This window comes from Flavisphingomonas formosensis, from assembly GCF_009755815.1.
Lineage (GTDB): Bacteria > Pseudomonadota > Alphaproteobacteria > Sphingomonadales > Sphingomonadaceae > Flavisphingomonas > Flavisphingomonas formosensis.
The window spans coordinates 194894-209231 of sequence record NZ_WRPK01000001.1; the positions used below are offsets into that span (position 1 = coordinate 194894).

Below are 14338 nucleotides of genomic sequence, written 5' to 3' on the forward strand. Positions count from 1 at the left end.
CCGATCCGTAGAGAAGAGAAGGAGAGACGGCCATGATCGACGCGCTGGACCGCAGCCGCACCGCGTCCGCATCCGGATGGCACGGCCTTCTCGACAGGCTGCGTCAGGGCAGCGAGCTGGCCGCCCTGCTCGAGCATCCGTCCGATCCGCAGATGCGCGCCGAGCTCGAAAAGCTCATGCTGATGACGCTCTCGCAAGGCTATCCGATGATCTTCCATTCGGATCCCGACCATCCCGATCTGGTGCCCTTCCTCAACGCCACCTTCAACTCGATGGGCCCCAATCCGGACAATGTGTACCTGATCTCGGCGATCCGCGGCGAGGGCGTCTACCGGCTGCACGGCAATCGCGGCAGCGTGCATTTCTGCGTCGTCACTATCGGCGCGTCGGCGGGCACCGGCCGCGGCATCTGGATGGAGGATTCGCCCGGCGCCTGCGTCGGCCAGACCGATCTCGACGCGATCGAATGCGGCCCTGACGGATCGTTCGAGATCCTGATCAGCCGCGAGCGGCCCGACGGCTATCGCGGCAACTGGCTCGCGCTCGATCCGCGTGCCGACCATCTGCTGGTGCGCCAGGTCTCCTACGACTGGGACAATGAGGAGGATGCCTTCGTCGCGCTCGACCGCGTCGACAAGCCGATTGGCCTGCCCTTCATGACGAAGGAGAAGATCGAGGACAATATGCGCCTGATCGGCAATTTCGTGCTGAACGGCGCCAAATACTGGCTCGACTTCATGAACACGCTGCGCAACGAGGCGCCGCGCAACACGCTGAAGATCACCCACAACTGGGATTCGGGCGGCCTAGGCAGCCAGGTCTATATCGACGGCTTCTGGGAGATCGCCGAGGACGAGGCGCTGCTGATCGAGACCGAGCTGCCCGAGACGGCACGCTACTGGAATTTCCAGCTCGCCGATGCGCTGTTCTGCGGCATCGATCTCACCAACCGGCAGAGCAGCATCAACGGCAAGCAGGCGCATGTCGACGAGGACGGCAAGTTCCGCGCGGTGATCTCCGCGCGTGATCCCGGCATCGCCAACTGGCTCGATACCGGCGGCTTCCCGCAGGGCTGCGTCGTCGGCCGCTGGCTGGAGGCAAGCTCCTCGCCGACGCCCGCGATGCGCAAAGTGAAGCGCGCCGAGCTCGACGCGCTGCTTCCCGCCGGCACACCGCGCGTGACGCCTGACGAGCGCCAGGCGGCGATGCGCCGCCGCCGCGCCGCCGTGCAGCGGCATAGGCGGTGGTGATGTAAGATGGCCTATACCCCGACCCGTTCGGGCTGAGCTTGTCGAAGCCCTCCCTTCTTCTTTCGTTGGGTGAAAAGCGAAGAAGGAAGGAAAGGGCTTCGACAAGCTCAGCCCAAGCGGAAGTGGGGCAAACCCCAATCCACAGGAGAGGAAACCCATGCCCACCTATCGCTACCTGATGTTCACCAACGCCGCCGAGGGCAAGGATGCCGAGTTCAACGACTGGTATGACAGCATCCATATCCCCGACATCATGGCGGTCGATGGCTTCAAGAGCTTCCAGCGCTTCAAGGTGATCGATTCCCCGCATACGCCGGGCCGTACCCATAATTACGCCGCGCTCTACGAGCTGGAGGGCAGCGATCCCAATGCAGTGCTCGACCGCCTCGTCGCCAGCTTCACCGAAGGGCGAATGCGGATGAGCGACACGATCGATCTCGCCACCGGCAAGCCGGTGCTGCTCGAATCCTTCGACTGACGGGCGGGGCGGCATGGCGAGGCTCGCAGACAAGGCGGCGCTGGTCACCGGCGCCAAGCTCACCCCGGACGGCCCCAATATCGGCGGCGCCACCGCGCTCGTCATGGCGCGGGAGGGCGCGCGCGTCCTCGTCGCCGATCCCGATCTTGCCGGGGCGCGGGCGTTGGCCGAGACGATCCGTGCGGGCGGGGGCGCGGCCGAGGCGGCCGGGATGGACTTCGCCGACCACGCCTCGCTGGAGGCGGCGGTCGAGGCGACCGTCGCCGCCTTCGGCCGGATCGACATCCTCTCGAACAACGCGATGGTGCTGTTCACCGAGGATTATGAGGCGCTGGACTGCTCGCCGGCGGCGTTCGACGGCAGCCTCAGCCTCAACGCCACCGGCTATTTCGTACTGTGCCGCGCCGCGATCCGGCACATGATCGGGCAGGGCGGCGGATCGATCGTCAACGTCTCGTCCAACGCCTCGATCGCGGGCGATGCCGGGCGCATCGGCTATGCGGCGTGCAAGGCGGCGATCAACAGCCTCACCCAGTCGATCGCCACCCAATATGGCAAGCGCGGCATCCGCTGCAACGCGATCCTGCCGGGCCTGATCCTCTCGCCCAGCGCCCGCGCCGCGATGGACGACCGCGGCCGCGCGCTGTTCCTGCGCCATGTACTGACGCCGCAGCTCGGCGTGCCGGAGAATGTCGCGAACACCGCGTTGTTCCTGGCGTCGGACGAGGCGGCCTATATCACCGGCCAGCTGATCTGCGTTGACGGCGGCCAGCTCGCCCACCATCCTTCCTGGGCGGATCAGGTGGCGACGCCGGTGGGCTCGCTCGGCAGCACGGATCATCCGCCGCAGCTCGAAAGGATCGCATGACGGCCACCCTCATCGATCGCAGCGCGCCGCGCGGCATCGCGGCGATGGTGCCGACGATCTGGCCGGTCGGACGCACCCTGCCGCCGCCGCGCGAGTCGATCGAGGAGGAGCGGCTCTACCGCAAGCAGCGGCTGGCCGGCGCGCTGCGCATCTTCGCGCGCTTCGGCTTCGACATGGGCGGGGCGGGCCATATCACGGTGCGTGATCCGGGCGATCCCGACCGCTTCTGGGTGAACCCCTATACCGTCGCCTTCGGCCATGTCCGCGTGTCGGACCTGCTGCTCGTCGATCATGAGGGCAAGGTGGTCGAGGGCGAGGGCCGGCTGAACCGCGCGGCCTTCGCCATCCATGCGCGGCTGCATGCGGCGCGGCCGGACGTGCTCGCCGCGGCCCATTCGCATTCGATCCACGGCAAGACCTGGTCGACGCTCGGCCGCGCGCTCGATGCGCTGACCCAGGACAGCTGCGCCTTCTACCAGGACCATGCGGTCTATGCCGATTTCTCGGGCGTCGTGACCGCGACCGAGGAGGGCGACCGCATCGCCGCGGCGCTCGGCACCGGCAAGGCGGTGATCCTCCAGAATCACGGCATCTTCACCGTCGGCGGATCGATCGAGAGCGCGGTGTGGCGCTATATCGGCCTCGAAAATGCCTGCCAGGTGCAGCTTGCCGCCGAGGCCGCGGGCAAGCCGATCCCGGTTCCCCATGAGGTCGCTGTGAAGGCGCGCGGCCAGGTCGGTTCGGAAATCAGTGGCATATACGGCTTCAAGCCCTATTGGGACATGGTGGTGCGCGACGAGCCCGACCTGTTCGATTGAGAGCGTTTTGACCAGCCAGGATAGTTTCGATTTCATCGTCGTCGGCGGGGGGACGGCGGGCTGCGTGCTCGCCGCGCGCCTCTCCGAGGATCCCGCCGCGCGCGTGCTGCTGGTCGAGGCGGGCTCGCGCGATCGCTCGCCGCTGCTCGCCGTGCCTGGCGCCGCGCTCAAGGTCGCCTATGATCCGAAGCTGAGCTGGGGCTATATGACCGAGCCGCAGCCGGTGATGGAGAATCGCCGCTTTTCGCTCACCCAGGCGCGCGTGCTGGGCGGCGGCAGCTCGATCAACGGCATGGTCTACACGCGCGGTGCGCGGGCGGACTATGACGCCTGGGCCGCGACCGGCTGCTCCGGCTGGGGTTATGACGAGGTGCTGCCCTGGTTCCGCCGTTCACAGGCGAGCGATCGCGGCGCCGGGCCCTGGCATGGCGGCGACGGGCCGGTGCGCACGGTGCGCGGCACATCGCCGCTGCCGGTGGTCGATCGCGTGCTCGACGCGCTGGCCGCCGCTGGCTTTCCGCGCATCGACGATCTCAACGTGCCGGAGCCCGACGGCTTCGGCAATTTCGACTGGAATATCGACGACGGCCGCCGGGCGAGCACCGCCGCGGCCTATCTGCGGCCCGCGCTGAAGCGTCCCAATCTCAGCCTGATCTGCGACGCCACCGTCTCGAAGATCCTGGTCGAGGGCGGCCGTGCGGCGGGTGTCGAGCTGCTCGCCGGCGGCGCTCGGCGCACGATCCGCTGCGGACGCGAGGTAGCGCTGACCTCCGGCGCGATCGGCAGCGCGCGGCTGCTGCTGCTCTCCGGCATCGGCCCGGCCGATGCGCTGCATGGGCTCGGCATCGATGTGGTGCTGGATCAGCCGCATGTCGGCGCGCATCTGCAGAACCACGTCGCCTACAAGCTGGAGTTCGGCATCCGCGAGCCGATCAGCGCCTATCGCTATACCAAGCCGTGGACGGGCATGGTCGAGGGGCTGCGCTACCTGTTCGGGCGCCGCGGCTTCCTGTCCAACGGCGCTTCGGCGGCCGGCGGCTTCTACCGCAGCGATGCCTCGCTGCCCGAGCCGGACATGCAGATGTTCTTCGTCCCAGCGCTGATCGGCGGCGGCGAGGGCGCGTTCGGCAAGCTGCCGCGGCGCGACGGCTTCTCGATGATGATCAACCAGGGCCGGCCGTGGAGCCGCGGCAGCGTCACTCTGCGCTCTTCCGATCCGGCGGAGGCGCCGGCGATCGATCCGCGTTATCTCAGCGACCCGCGCGACCTCGGCGCGCTCGCCTCGGGCGCGGAGCGGCTGCGGGAGATCGCGAACGTGCCCGCACTCTCGAAGCTGATCGACGCGCTGATCGTGCCCGGCCCCCAGGTGCGCAGCCGCCAGGCGCTGGCCGACGACATCCGCCGCCATGCCGACAATTATTACCATGTCTCCGGCACCTGCCGCATGGCCCCCTCGGCGGCCGAGGGCGTGACCGACCCCGCGCTCTGCGTCCACGGCATCGCAGGGCTCCGCGTCGCCGATGCCTCGATCATGCCGAACCTCGTCAATGGCAACACCAACGCCACGGTGATGATGATCGCGGAACGCGCGGCCGCGATGATGCGGGGGAAGTAAGAGCTCCTTTCCCCCGTCGATCAATGGCCGAAATGCCGCTCCACATCGTGACGGCCGTGCAGAATGGCGATGATCTCGATGCGATCGCCGACATAGCGGAAGAAGATGACATAGCCCTGATGCGGCGTGCTGCGGATCTCGTCCCCCAGTTCGGGGCGCGGCGTTCCGAGCAGGCCGGCAGGGCCGCCAGCCTCATGCACCGTTCGCGGAGTTTCCCTACGAACGCAGCACCGATCGCAAGGCTGCCGCTCTCCTGCGTCACATAACGAAGTATATCGGCCAGATCGTCCTGCGCGGAGAGGAGATAGACGAGCCGACGCACTCAGAAGCCTTGGGCGGCCAGTTTCTCCATCTCCCTGGCCAGATGGTCGGCAACCTCGTCGTCCGTTCGCTCGCCGCCGCGCGCGATCGATGCGTTCAGCGTTTCCCGCAGCGCATCCAGCTTGGCTTCGCGTTCCTCGACGAGCCGCAAACCTTCCCGCATCACCTCGCTCGCCGAGCCATAGCGGCCGGTCCTGACGATCCCGGCCACGAAATCCTCCCAACGTTTTCCGATCGATACGTTCATGGCCGCCTCCCGATTCAGCACATCGATAACAGCTATTGTGCATTTATTGTTATTGCCCGGGGTTGTGAAGGGCGGAGCCAGAAAATCGGGCTCGCCGGCCCCCCTCCGGATGAAGGAGGCCCCGACTACGCAGCAAAATGCAAAGCGCCGCGGCACAAGCTGCGTCCCCTCGCCGCCGGGCGTCCGCGAACCTATTGCCCGGGAGCATGGCTTTCCCGCGCGTCGGGAGGCGCGGTTCATCGATTCTGGAGCGATCGGCATGGCATCCCTCAATCCCGAAACCCGGCTGTTCATCGACGGCAAGCTGGTCGAGGCCGAAGGCGGCAAGACCTATGAGGTGATCGACCCGGTGACCGAGGAGGTGGCCGGCGTCGCGGCCGATGCCAGCGTCGGCGACGCCGAGAAGGCGATCGCCGCCGCGCGCCGCGCCTTCGACGAGACCGACTGGGCGACCGACACCGCGCTGCGCCTCAAGGTGCTGCGCCAGCTGCGCGACGGTATCCACGCGGTGCGCGAGGAATGGCGTCAGCAGGTGATGGCCGAGAGCGGCTGCACGATCGGCGTCACCTACGGGCCGATGCTCGACGGGCCGATTGCGAGCATCGACTATGCGATCGAGCTGCTCGAGACGTACCAGTTCGAGCATGAGATAGACGATCTCGGCAGCATGGGCGGCCCGACCCGCCGGCTTGTGGTGAAGGAGGCCGCGGGCGTCGTCGCGGCGATCACGCCGTGGAACGTGCCCGTCCAGATCAACATCGCCAAGGTGATCCCCGCGCTCGCCGCGGGCTGCACGGTGATCCTGAAGCCCGCGCCCGAGACGCCCTGGTCCGCCTCGATCCTCGGCCGCGTCGCCGCGGCGTGCCCGGATCTGCCGGCGGGCGTGTTCAACGTGCTGACCTCGGCCGACAAGCGCGCGGTGGGCGAGCTGCTGACCGGCGATCCGCGGGTCGACGTCGTCTCCTTCACCGGCTCGACCGGCGTCGGCCGGCGGATCATGGAAAATGCCGCGCAGACGATCAAGAAGGTGTTCCTGGAGCTCGGCGGCAAATCCGCGCTGATCATCCTCGACGATGCGGACTTTACGCAGGCGCTGCAGAATGCGGCGGTGGTCTGCTACCATAGCGGCCAGGGCTGCGCGATCACCTCGCGCCTGCTGCTGCCGCGCTCGCGCTACGAGGAGGCGCTGGCCATCCTCGAGCCGATGTTCACCCATTTCCCCTATGGCGACCCCACCGATCCCACCCAGATCATGGGCCCGCAGGTGAGCGCCGTGCAGCGCGACCGGGTGCTCGGCTATATCGAGAAGGGCAAGGCCGAGGGCGCGCGCGTGGTGGCCGGCGGCGGGCGTCCGCCGCACCTGCCCAAGGGCTATTATGTCCAGCCGACCCTGTTTGCCGACGTCACCAACGACATGACGATCGCGCAGGAGGAGATTTTCGGCCCGGTGCTCGTCGCCATCCCGTTCGAGGATGACGAGGATGCGATCCGCATCGCCAATGATTCCATCTACGGCCTGTCGGGCGCGGTGATCTCCGCCTCGCCGGCGCGCGCGATGAAGGTGGCGCGGCGCATCCGCACCGGCACGTTCAACGTCAACGGCGCCAACTTCTTCGCGCCCAACGCGCCGTTCGGCGGCTACAAGCAGTCGGGCGTCGGGCGCGAGATGGGGGTCGAGGGCTTCGAGGAATATCTCGAGACCAAGACGATCGCGGTGCCGGCGGACATGGATCTGGCGGCGCTGGCCTGATCCGGGGACCATGGGCCGCAGCGGTGCCGATAGGACGCGACGCTGCGGCGAATGGATCCTGACTTTCGTCAGGATGACGAGAGGATCGCCCCGCTTGATCGAAGACAGCGGCGGGTGCAAATTGCGCGGATGCTTCGTCCCCTCTGTGTGCTCGCCGCCCTGATCGCAACCATGCCTGCCATGGCCGCCGAGCCCGCGCCGGACTTCTTCGGGGCGGCGCTGTGCCAGCCGCCTTATGCGATGGATAGCGCGACCGCGCTCTACGAGGCGGCCGAGAAGCTCGCCAAGCCGGACACGTCCGGGCTGGGCGCGGCGGTCTATCATCTGCCGAGGCCGATCGAGCGGGACGGCTTCGTCGCGCAGGACGTGGTGTTCGCCGGCACCGCGGTGGGCGTGCTGCTGCAAGGCGAGGTCGCGGCGCAGGCGGCCAAGCGCTACGGCCTCGCGCCCGAGACGAGCCGGCTGTTCGGCGCCTCCACCCTCGGCTTCGCGCGCCCGCTGCCGGACGATCAGCAGGCGATGAAGGAGATGGGCCTGATCTCGATCGTCGCGCGGCAGGGGCCGGCGATGGAGGGCAAGACGCTGCTCGCCTGCGAGTTCGTGTCGAGCGAGGATCGCCAGGCGCTGGAGACATATGACACGGGCGATCACTGACGGCTCGCTCGAGCGGGCCTTTGTGGTCGCATCGTTTGCGCGGAAAACCGGTTCCCACTTTTCCGCACGATGTTCTAGCCGCTGGCAAGACCGGAGCAGAATGACGATCGGCGCAGCGATACTCCTCATCGTTCTCCTCGGGCTCTACATCGGGTTCGAACTGGCGACGGTGGGCTTCATCAAAGCGGTTTTCCGACGGCTCGATCGCTGGATCGAACGCCGAGATCGCGCTGCGCTCGGTCTCCCGCCGAAAGACGAGGAGGACGGTTCGCGGTAGCGGCTATCGCCCCTTGCCCGTCCCGCCTTCGCCGCCGGGCATGACGCGTCCCGTCCGGAGGGCGTGGGCCCAGCTGGGCCTGCCGGCGCGCTCGGCCTTCCGGGCGGAGCGTTCGAAGTCGTAGGCGGTCGCCACCAGCTCGATCGTCCACCGGCCCGCCACGCGCTCGGCGACGAGATAGCGGGCGTGGGGCGTGCCGATTTCGACCACATGGTAGCTCGGCAGATCATCCTCATAGGCCGGGAGGCCGACGCTGCCCGGATTGGCGACGATGCGCCCGTCGGCGAGGCTCACCGCGCGTGGCAGATGGGTATGGCCGCACAAGGTGAGTGCGACGTCCGCGGCGTCCGTCTCGATCTCGCGCAGCGTCGCCTCGCGCATCGCGCCGCGCCGGCCGCGGTGCAGCCAGTAGCGATGATCGCTGGCGGGCGTGCCGTGGCAGAGAAGGATGTCCGGCCCATAAGCGAGCGAGGGTGGTAGGCCGCGTATCCAGTCGCACACCGCGGGGGTGAGCTGCGGGAAGGTGCCGGCGTCGGTGATCCCCATTTCCGCGACGCTCTGGGTGAGCAGCTGCCGCTCATGATTGCCGGCCAAAGTGGGCCAGCCGAGCGCCATCAGGCGCTGCGCGGTCTCCAGTGGCCAGAGCGGGCCCGACAGGCAGTCGCCGAGGTTGACGACCGTCCCGATGCCACGCGTGGCGATGTCGGCGATCACCGCCTCGAGCGCGGGCAGATTGCCATGGATATCCGAGACCGCAGCGAACCTCATGGATGGAGAAAGCGTCCTGTCGCGCCGATTTGCAACGAATCATCTCTTTAGGGTGCGATATCGGGGGTAAGCGCCATTCTCGATGCCGGAGGATCATTCGTCATCGTCATCGATGAGGCCGGCCTCGTCCCAATCCTCGTCCGGGGGCGCGGGTTCGGCGCGGCCGGGCGGGGCGCAGCCGTGGGTGCGCCAGTGGCGGCGGTGGAGGTCATATTCGGCGACGCGCTCACGGGTCTCGGCGATCAGGCGGGCGGCCTCGGCGGGATCGAGGTCGAGGCGCTGGCAGTGGTGCGACCAGCGGTCGGTGCGGCGGAGCAGCCAGAACCGTGCCGCGAAGAGCGAGGGTCGCAGCTCGGCCCGGCTTTCGGTGCGGAGCAGATCGCCGTCGTCGGTGAGGAGGACTCGCTCGCGCATATAGGTGTAGCCGATGGCGCGGGCGAAGAGGGCCGCTTCGACGGCATCGTCGGCGACGGCAGGGGCGAGGCGGCAGGCGGCGCCGAAGGCGGTGTGGCGGAGCGTCCATTGGCGCAGGGTGGTGGCGCTGATCCCGAACGCGCGGGCGAGATCGCGGTCGAGCGCGCCGCCATCGGCGAGCTGGCGGGCGAGGGGGATGAAGGCGGGATCATATTGCGGGCCGGGCGGGGGCGGCGGGTCGATGTCGATCGGGTTGACGGGGATGGCTTGGGTGAGGCCGGGCAGCGGGGGGTGTATGCGATGAGGGAGGGTATCGCGATCCGGCGCGCACTGCCCGTCATCCCAGCGAAGGCGCGTTGACGTCGACTTATCTCCACCGTTCGGTTCGAGCCCTTCGACTTCGCTCAGGGTAAACTTCGGCCATTCGGCCGAAGTCGAGAATCCAACCCGAGCGAAGTCGAGAGTTTCCACGTCGGCTTTCTCGACTACGCTCGAAACGGGTTCTCGACTGCGCTCGAACCGAACGGGAAAGGTGGAGACGGCGTTCGCGGGAGAGCCTCGGGGCTCGACACCCACGAGAGGATCGCCCTCGTCCACGGGCGCGCCGGGCCCGGGATCGAGCGCATCGATCCGGGCCATCGCGTCGTCGTCGCCGTCAATCTCCGGCCCGCCATCCTGCGCGGCGCACATGGCCTCATAGGCAGCCTCCTCTATGTCGCGCAGCGCCTCCTCGGTGGATGAGAGGGCGTCGTCCCCGGCGCGCAGGATCACCGGCGGGGGCGGACCCCAGCGCTCGGGACGGCGGACGCGCAGCCAGAGGGTGGCGGCCTTGTCGCAGGGCGGGACATGCTCGGTGACGGTGGTGCGGACGAGCGTGCCGTCGCGCAGAAAGACGCGCTCGGTCTCGCGGTCATAGCCGGTGGCCTTGCGGAACAGGGCGCGCTCGACCGCTTCGTCGGCGGCGTCGGGCGGCAGACGGCAGGCGGCGGCGAAGTCGGGATGCACCTGCTTCCAGGCGCGGATGGTCTGGAAGGGGACGCCGAAGGCGATGGCGAGATCCTTGTCGAGCGCGCCGCGCGCGGCGAGGTTGCGGGCGGCTGGGATCAGGGCGGGGCTGTAGGGACGCGTGTCGGTCATGGCAGCGAGGCTGGCATGGGCGGGGGGATTGCCGGGAGGGCGCCTTGCGGCCGTCCATCATATTCCACCATATTGGGACGAAAGGTGCGTTGGCATGAACAAGCCCATGACCCTAAACATACGCATCGGTGGCGCGTTGAGCGACTTCGTCGCTTCGAACGTCGGGGATCAGGGCGCCTATGACAATGTCAGCGAATATGTCCGCAACCTGATCCGGCGCGACAAGGAGCGGGCCGAGGCGGAGCAGTTCGCACGCCTGAAAGCGGAGCTGGACCGCGCCTTCGCTGCGCCCGAATCCAGCTATGCCTCGCTGGCGCCGAAGCCGTTATCACGCGCAATCGCCGGGACTGAGATGGCCCTCTTCCTGGTTTCAGGATCACAACCACTTCATCCGTTTGAAGCGGGCGTAGAGCGTGGCGCAGATCACCGCGATCACCACCAGCACGACGAAATAGCCATAGGTCGTCTTGAGCTCGGGCATATGCTCGAAATTCATGCCGTAGATGCCGGCGATCGCGGTCGGCACGGCGAGAATCGCGGCCCAGGCGGCGAGCTGGCGGGTGATCGCGCCGGTGCGCTGCCCCTCGAGCAGGTTGCTGAATTCGAACACCGAGGTCAGCACCTCGCGCAGATCGTCGACCATCGTCTGGACGCGGCGGACATGATCGAGCACGTCGCTGAAATAGGGCCGCGCCGCGGCATCGATGCAGGGCAGCTCCATCCGCACGAACTTGGCCGCGACCTCGCTCATCGGCCCGAGCACGCGCTGAAAGCGCATCAGCTCGCGGCGCAGCGCGAAGATGCGGTTGATCTCTTCACGCTCGAGAAACGTGTCGACCGCCCGGCGTTCCATCATCAGCACTTCGTCCTCGATCGTCTCGACCATCGGCAGATAGCCGTCGACGATGAAATCGAGAATCGCGTGCAGCACATAGTCGACGCCGTGGACGAGCTGCGTCGGCACGGCTTCCAGCCCGGTGCGCAGCGTGGTGTGCGCCCGCGCCGAGCCATGGCGCACGCTGATGATATGGCTGTGCCCCACGAAGATCGCGGTTTCGCCATAGGCGATGCCATCGTCCTCGAGATGCGCGGTCCGCGCGACGACGAAGAGCTGGTCGCCATAGATATCGACCTTGGGAAGCTGATCCGCCTTGAGCGCATCCTCGACGGCAAGCGGGTGCAGGCCATAGGTTTGCTGCAGCGTGCGCAGCTCGCTTTCCAGCGGGTCGGCGATGCCAACCCAGATGAACTCGGACTTGTCGTGCGCGCAATCGACCTTCTCGTCGATCGCGATCTCGCGGACGCGCTTGCCGTCACGGTAGAGATAGGCGGCGACGACGGTCATGGGATCTCCCGATTCTCTTCGAGGGGCGATCCTATCCGGTTGCGGGCGATGCGGGAATGTCAGCGCGGCAGGTGAATCGATCGCGGTAGAGGGTGAAAATGCTGTGGATTGACAACCGTCTCCCGTCTGGCAGGGCAGACTCCTAAGGCGCGAACACAGCGGCAGGGGATCATTTGGTGAGAGCTTTCGCTGCGAGTTTACTGGCGGTCGTTGCGGCCGCTCCGGCAGCGGCGACGCAGCAAGGCACCGAGACAATCTCCAAGGCTATCTCGGTTTGCGAGCAGTCAGCCGCAGGCGGACAGGTTGTCGTCCCAGCCGGCGCGACTATGTATGTTGACCTTCCACCTTCGGGGAGCACTCAACCGCTGTCGGCTGTTCCCGACCTCCTAAAGCGATATGTTCGGTCACGAACCCAGGCGGCTGTCGATTTTAGAAACACCTTCTTCCGCTTCGGCGGCGAAGGCGGTGAAGCGTGGTCTGTCGTCACAGCCTCGACCTGCGATGTGGTCGCAACCGGGTTTCGCGGTGCTCAAACCGACCAAGAACTGCTCGACGCAATGGTCTCGCAGGGCTGGGCTACCCACGTCGCACGAACTGCAACCTCAGCGAATGGCCTTTCACAATATATCATGCGGAAAACACTCGACGCAGCCGCTAATCCCCCGCTTCTGGGGCGGGCTCATATAAAAAGCCTAGGTTTTGACGCGAGCTTGGCAGAGGGCGTGCAGATGGAAATCAATATAGTCGCGGGGCATCTTCCGGCCTCGACGCAATGAGATAAAAGTAATTATGGTGACAGACCTTCGGCAGTCACACCGTGGAGGATCGGCATCACCGAATCAAACCTCCCTCAGAGCGCCGTTCACACCATCACCGTTATTTAGAATTCACCATCACATACATGCTTTCTTTAGCAGCTCTTATCTCTTAATGAGCAACTTCGTCAGTGCGGTCCAGCTTTCGACAAACTGTTTTCGTTCCTCTGGCGTCTTGAACATCTTGAAAGTCTCGTCGCCTCTTACGGACCATGCTCCAGTAGTAAGGCGCATAGACTCCCAAATCCTTAAGTCCCTGTCCGGAGCAATATCTGAGCAAAGTATGATCTTTAAATTTGTAAAATCATAATATGGCCGTATAGACGATTTAAATATATCAGGCATTAACCGCAAAATGCTTGGAGGAAATGGTTGTATTAATTTTAGTAGAATTTGATGATTTGGAGGAACTTCCCGTTCCATATCTTCTTTATTCATGAATGCGTGTGGCAGTCGCGTTTCCACCTTCTCCATATTGCCGTTATCATGTGACAGCGTAATAAATCCTTCTATCGCGCGAATTTTGAACGGTATCGCTCCGAAGTTTAGGACTGTTAGATAAATGCTGGGTGACGCGCTCTCTTCATGGTCAAAGTGTGGGACCATGTTCCCCAGCCAAGCGCGAATTACCGGCTCGTCCGATAACACCGTCTCACCTCGCTTTAGTACATGTTTTCGGAAGCGCCGGGAAAGCGCATCCCAATATGCGAACAGCAGAGACCCACATACAAACCCGAGCCCAAATGAGCTTGGGACATATGCGCTCATGTCTGATAGCCACGTCACAACAACGCGGCCATGAACAAAGGCCTTATCCACATTCCCCTGTTGAGCCAGATTTTCGACGTTGAGATTCCAGATAGGTTGGATGATGAGTTGCCAAGCGGCGTAAGCCGTTGCTAGCAACAGGGCGGTTGGCCGCTTCTTGACTTCCATCTGGCTATCATGCCGCAGTCATTCCGACTTGTGGAGTCGGATATCAGGTGCGCACTGCTTTTGATACACTCGCAGCGCTCCGGCTTCCTAAAAGCAAATATGGCCGCGTACCCAAGCTAATGGCATCTACTTCGGTTCGCGCCATTGAATTGTGCATCGCTACAGCAAAGCCGGAAATCCAGATACCTATTACGGTGACGTGCATTTATTTAAACTTCAGCCCGCGCCGCCCTTGAGTGGAGGCGCCCCTACACCGTCCCGCGTGCCTGTGCCTGATCGAAGCCACCGCCGATCGATAGGCTTGTCGCAGGAGCCACGTTTCGTCCTCCGCTGTTTCGAACAGTGCTGCAAATCCGATAGCAAGGCCGTTAAGGGCTAATTAGTGCACTGTCACCGTAATTCCCGCAGGGCCTTCGTCCGTTGCCTCGCGGGGATGGGTGCCCCCGGTTTGTTTTATGCGTGCGAGCCGGGGGCATCCAAATTGCTTGCGTTGGGCCAACAGCCCCCAGTCCTTCGGGATCGGGGTTTTTTCGCCTTGCCGGAGGTTCGATCGCATTCGTCGCACCAATTGGTTCAAACCATATCGCCATACCATATCAAACCGTTTGACGTATGCGGCACATTCAGTCATACGGTTCGCATATG

The 14338-nt window shown here is 65.3% G+C and carries 15 protein-coding genes; 9 read left to right on the forward strand and 6 right to left on the reverse strand.

The features are described from left to right. The first annotated feature begins 32 nt into the window (after nucleotides 1–32). The 5 genes from GQY20_RS01000 (at nucleotide 33) to GQY20_RS01020 (ending at nucleotide 5029) form a co-directional block, all read left to right on the forward strand. Entirely contained in the window at nucleotides 33–1250 is a 1218-nt protein-coding gene (locus tag GQY20_RS01000) for a DUF1214 domain-containing protein (RefSeq protein ID WP_157215178.1), read from the forward strand. Nucleotides 1251–1407: 157 nt separating this feature from the next. Continuing rightward, nucleotides 1408–1728, forward strand: coding sequence for a DUF4286 family protein (locus tag GQY20_RS01005; RefSeq protein WP_157215179.1), 321 nt, complete (start codon nucleotides 1408–1410; stop codon nucleotides 1726–1728). Nucleotides 1729–1741: 13 nt separating this feature from the next. Further along, nucleotides 1742–2596 carry an SDR family NAD(P)-dependent oxidoreductase gene (locus GQY20_RS01010; protein ID WP_157215180.1) on the forward strand — a complete coding sequence of 285 codons (855 nt, stop codon included), beginning with the start codon at nucleotides 1742–1744 and terminating at the stop codon, nucleotides 2594–2596. Next, nucleotides 2593–3414, forward strand: a complete 822-nt coding sequence (locus GQY20_RS01015; protein WP_157215181.1) for a class II aldolase/adducin family protein — start codon at nucleotides 2593–2595, stop codon at nucleotides 3412–3414. The genes GQY20_RS01010 and GQY20_RS01015 overlap by 4 nt, the downstream gene beginning before the upstream one ends. A gap of 7 nt (nucleotides 3415–3421) precedes the next feature. Continuing rightward, nucleotides 3422–5029, forward strand: a complete 1608-nt coding sequence (locus GQY20_RS01020) for a GMC family oxidoreductase (RefSeq protein ID WP_198350801.1) — start codon at nucleotides 3422–3424, stop codon at nucleotides 5027–5029. 20 nt (nucleotides 5030–5049) lie between these two features. On the opposite strand, the gene GQY20_RS32380 is transcribed toward GQY20_RS01020, so the two are convergent. Both GQY20_RS32380 and GQY20_RS01030 read right to left on the reverse strand, forming a co-directional pair. After that, the gene (locus tag GQY20_RS32380; RefSeq protein ID WP_232475825.1) at nucleotides 5050–5229 is read right to left on the reverse strand and encodes a type II toxin-antitoxin system RelE/ParE family toxin; all 180 of its coding nucleotides are present in this window, start codon (nucleotides 5227–5229) and stop codon (nucleotides 5050–5052) included. Between the two features lie 122 nt (nucleotides 5230–5351). Next, nucleotides 5352–5597, reverse strand: a complete 246-nt coding sequence (locus tag GQY20_RS01030; RefSeq protein WP_157215183.1) for a type II toxin-antitoxin system ParD family antitoxin — start codon at nucleotides 5595–5597, stop codon at nucleotides 5352–5354. 259 nt (nucleotides 5598–5856) lie between these two features. Between GQY20_RS01030 and GQY20_RS01035 the strand changes: the two genes are divergently transcribed. The 3 genes from GQY20_RS01035 (at nucleotide 5857) to GQY20_RS01045 (ending at nucleotide 8278) form a co-directional block, all read left to right on the forward strand. Beyond that, nucleotides 5857–7347, forward strand: a complete 1491-nt coding sequence (locus GQY20_RS01035; RefSeq protein ID WP_157215184.1) for an aldehyde dehydrogenase family protein — start codon at nucleotides 5857–5859, stop codon at nucleotides 7345–7347. 129 nt (nucleotides 7348–7476) lie between these two features. Next, on the forward strand, nucleotides 7477–8001 hold the full coding sequence (locus GQY20_RS01040; RefSeq protein ID WP_157215185.1) for a hypothetical protein: 525 nt from the start codon (nucleotides 7477–7479) through the stop codon (nucleotides 7999–8001). Next, entirely contained in the window at nucleotides 7982–8278 is a 297-nt protein-coding gene (locus tag GQY20_RS01045; RefSeq protein WP_157215186.1) for a hypothetical protein, read from the forward strand. The genes GQY20_RS01040 and GQY20_RS01045 overlap by 20 nt, the downstream gene beginning before the upstream one ends. A 3-nt stretch (nucleotides 8279–8281) precedes the next feature. Here GQY20_RS01045 and GQY20_RS01050 read toward each other — a convergent pair whose 3' ends face one another. From GQY20_RS01050 to GQY20_RS01065, 3 genes are all read right to left on the reverse strand, one after another. Next, nucleotides 8282–9046, reverse strand: a complete 765-nt coding sequence (locus GQY20_RS01050) for a metallophosphoesterase family protein (protein ID WP_157215187.1) — start codon at nucleotides 9044–9046, stop codon at nucleotides 8282–8284. Nucleotides 9047–9139: 93 nt separating this feature from the next. Beyond that, complete coding sequence (locus tag GQY20_RS01055) at nucleotides 9140–10597, reverse strand: hypothetical protein (protein WP_157215188.1); 1458 nt, start codon at nucleotides 10595–10597, stop codon at nucleotides 9140–9142. 376 nt (nucleotides 10598–10973) lie between these two features. Then, nucleotides 10974–11942 carry a magnesium and cobalt transport protein CorA gene (locus GQY20_RS01065; protein WP_157215189.1) on the reverse strand — a complete coding sequence of 323 codons (969 nt, stop codon included), beginning with the start codon at nucleotides 11940–11942 and terminating at the stop codon, nucleotides 10974–10976. Nucleotides 11943–12118: 176 nt separating this feature from the next. On the opposite strand from GQY20_RS01065, the gene GQY20_RS01070 reads away from it, so the two are divergent. Further along, the gene (locus GQY20_RS01070; RefSeq protein WP_157215190.1) at nucleotides 12119–12718 is read left to right on the forward strand and encodes a hypothetical protein; all 600 of its coding nucleotides are present in this window, start codon (nucleotides 12119–12121) and stop codon (nucleotides 12716–12718) included. A 144-nt stretch (nucleotides 12719–12862) separates the two neighbouring features. Here the strand turns inward: GQY20_RS01070 and GQY20_RS01075 are convergent, their stop codons facing one another. Then, nucleotides 12863–13693, reverse strand: coding sequence for a hypothetical protein (locus GQY20_RS01075; RefSeq protein ID WP_157215191.1), 831 nt, complete (start codon nucleotides 13691–13693; stop codon nucleotides 12863–12865). Between the last annotated feature and the right edge of the window lie 645 nt (nucleotides 13694–14338).

What these genes read in the sequence shown, in the direction of transcription:
- GQY20_RS01075 (WP_157215191.1), bottom strand. Translation starts at nt 13,693, where the DNA reads ATGGAAGTCAAGAAGCGGCCAACCGCCCTGTTGCTAGCAACGGCTTAC.
- GQY20_RS01055 (WP_157215188.1), bottom strand. Translation starts at nt 10,597, where the DNA reads ATGACCGACACGCGTCCCTACAGCCCCGCCCTGATCCCAGCCGCCCGC.
- GQY20_RS01005 (WP_157215179.1), top strand. Translation starts at nt 1,408, where the DNA reads ATGCCCACCTATCGCTACCTGATGTTCACCAACGCCGCCGAGGGCAAG.
- GQY20_RS01015 (WP_157215181.1), top strand. Translation starts at nt 2,593, where the DNA reads ATGACGGCCACCCTCATCGATCGCAGCGCGCCGCGCGGCATCGCGGCG.
- GQY20_RS01045 (WP_157215186.1), top strand. Translation starts at nt 7,982, where the DNA reads ATGACACGGGCGATCACTGACGGCTCGCTCGAGCGGGCCTTTGTGGTC.
- GQY20_RS01050 (WP_157215187.1), bottom strand. Translation starts at nt 9,046, where the DNA reads ATGAGGTTCGCTGCGGTCTCGGATATCCATGGCAATCTGCCCGCGCTC.
- GQY20_RS01065 (WP_157215189.1), bottom strand. Translation starts at nt 11,942, where the DNA reads ATGACCGTCGTCGCCGCCTATCTCTACCGTGACGGCAAGCGCGTCCGC.
- GQY20_RS01040 (WP_157215185.1), top strand. Translation starts at nt 7,477, where the DNA reads ATGCTTCGTCCCCTCTGTGTGCTCGCCGCCCTGATCGCAACCATGCCT.
- GQY20_RS01010 (WP_157215180.1), top strand. Translation starts at nt 1,742, where the DNA reads ATGGCGAGGCTCGCAGACAAGGCGGCGCTGGTCACCGGCGCCAAGCTC.
- GQY20_RS01000 (WP_157215178.1), top strand. Translation starts at nt 33, where the DNA reads ATGATCGACGCGCTGGACCGCAGCCGCACCGCGTCCGCATCCGGATGG.
- GQY20_RS01030 (WP_157215183.1), bottom strand. Translation starts at nt 5,597, where the DNA reads ATGAACGTATCGATCGGAAAACGTTGGGAGGATTTCGTGGCCGGGATC.
- GQY20_RS01035 (WP_157215184.1), top strand. Translation starts at nt 5,857, where the DNA reads ATGGCATCCCTCAATCCCGAAACCCGGCTGTTCATCGACGGCAAGCTG.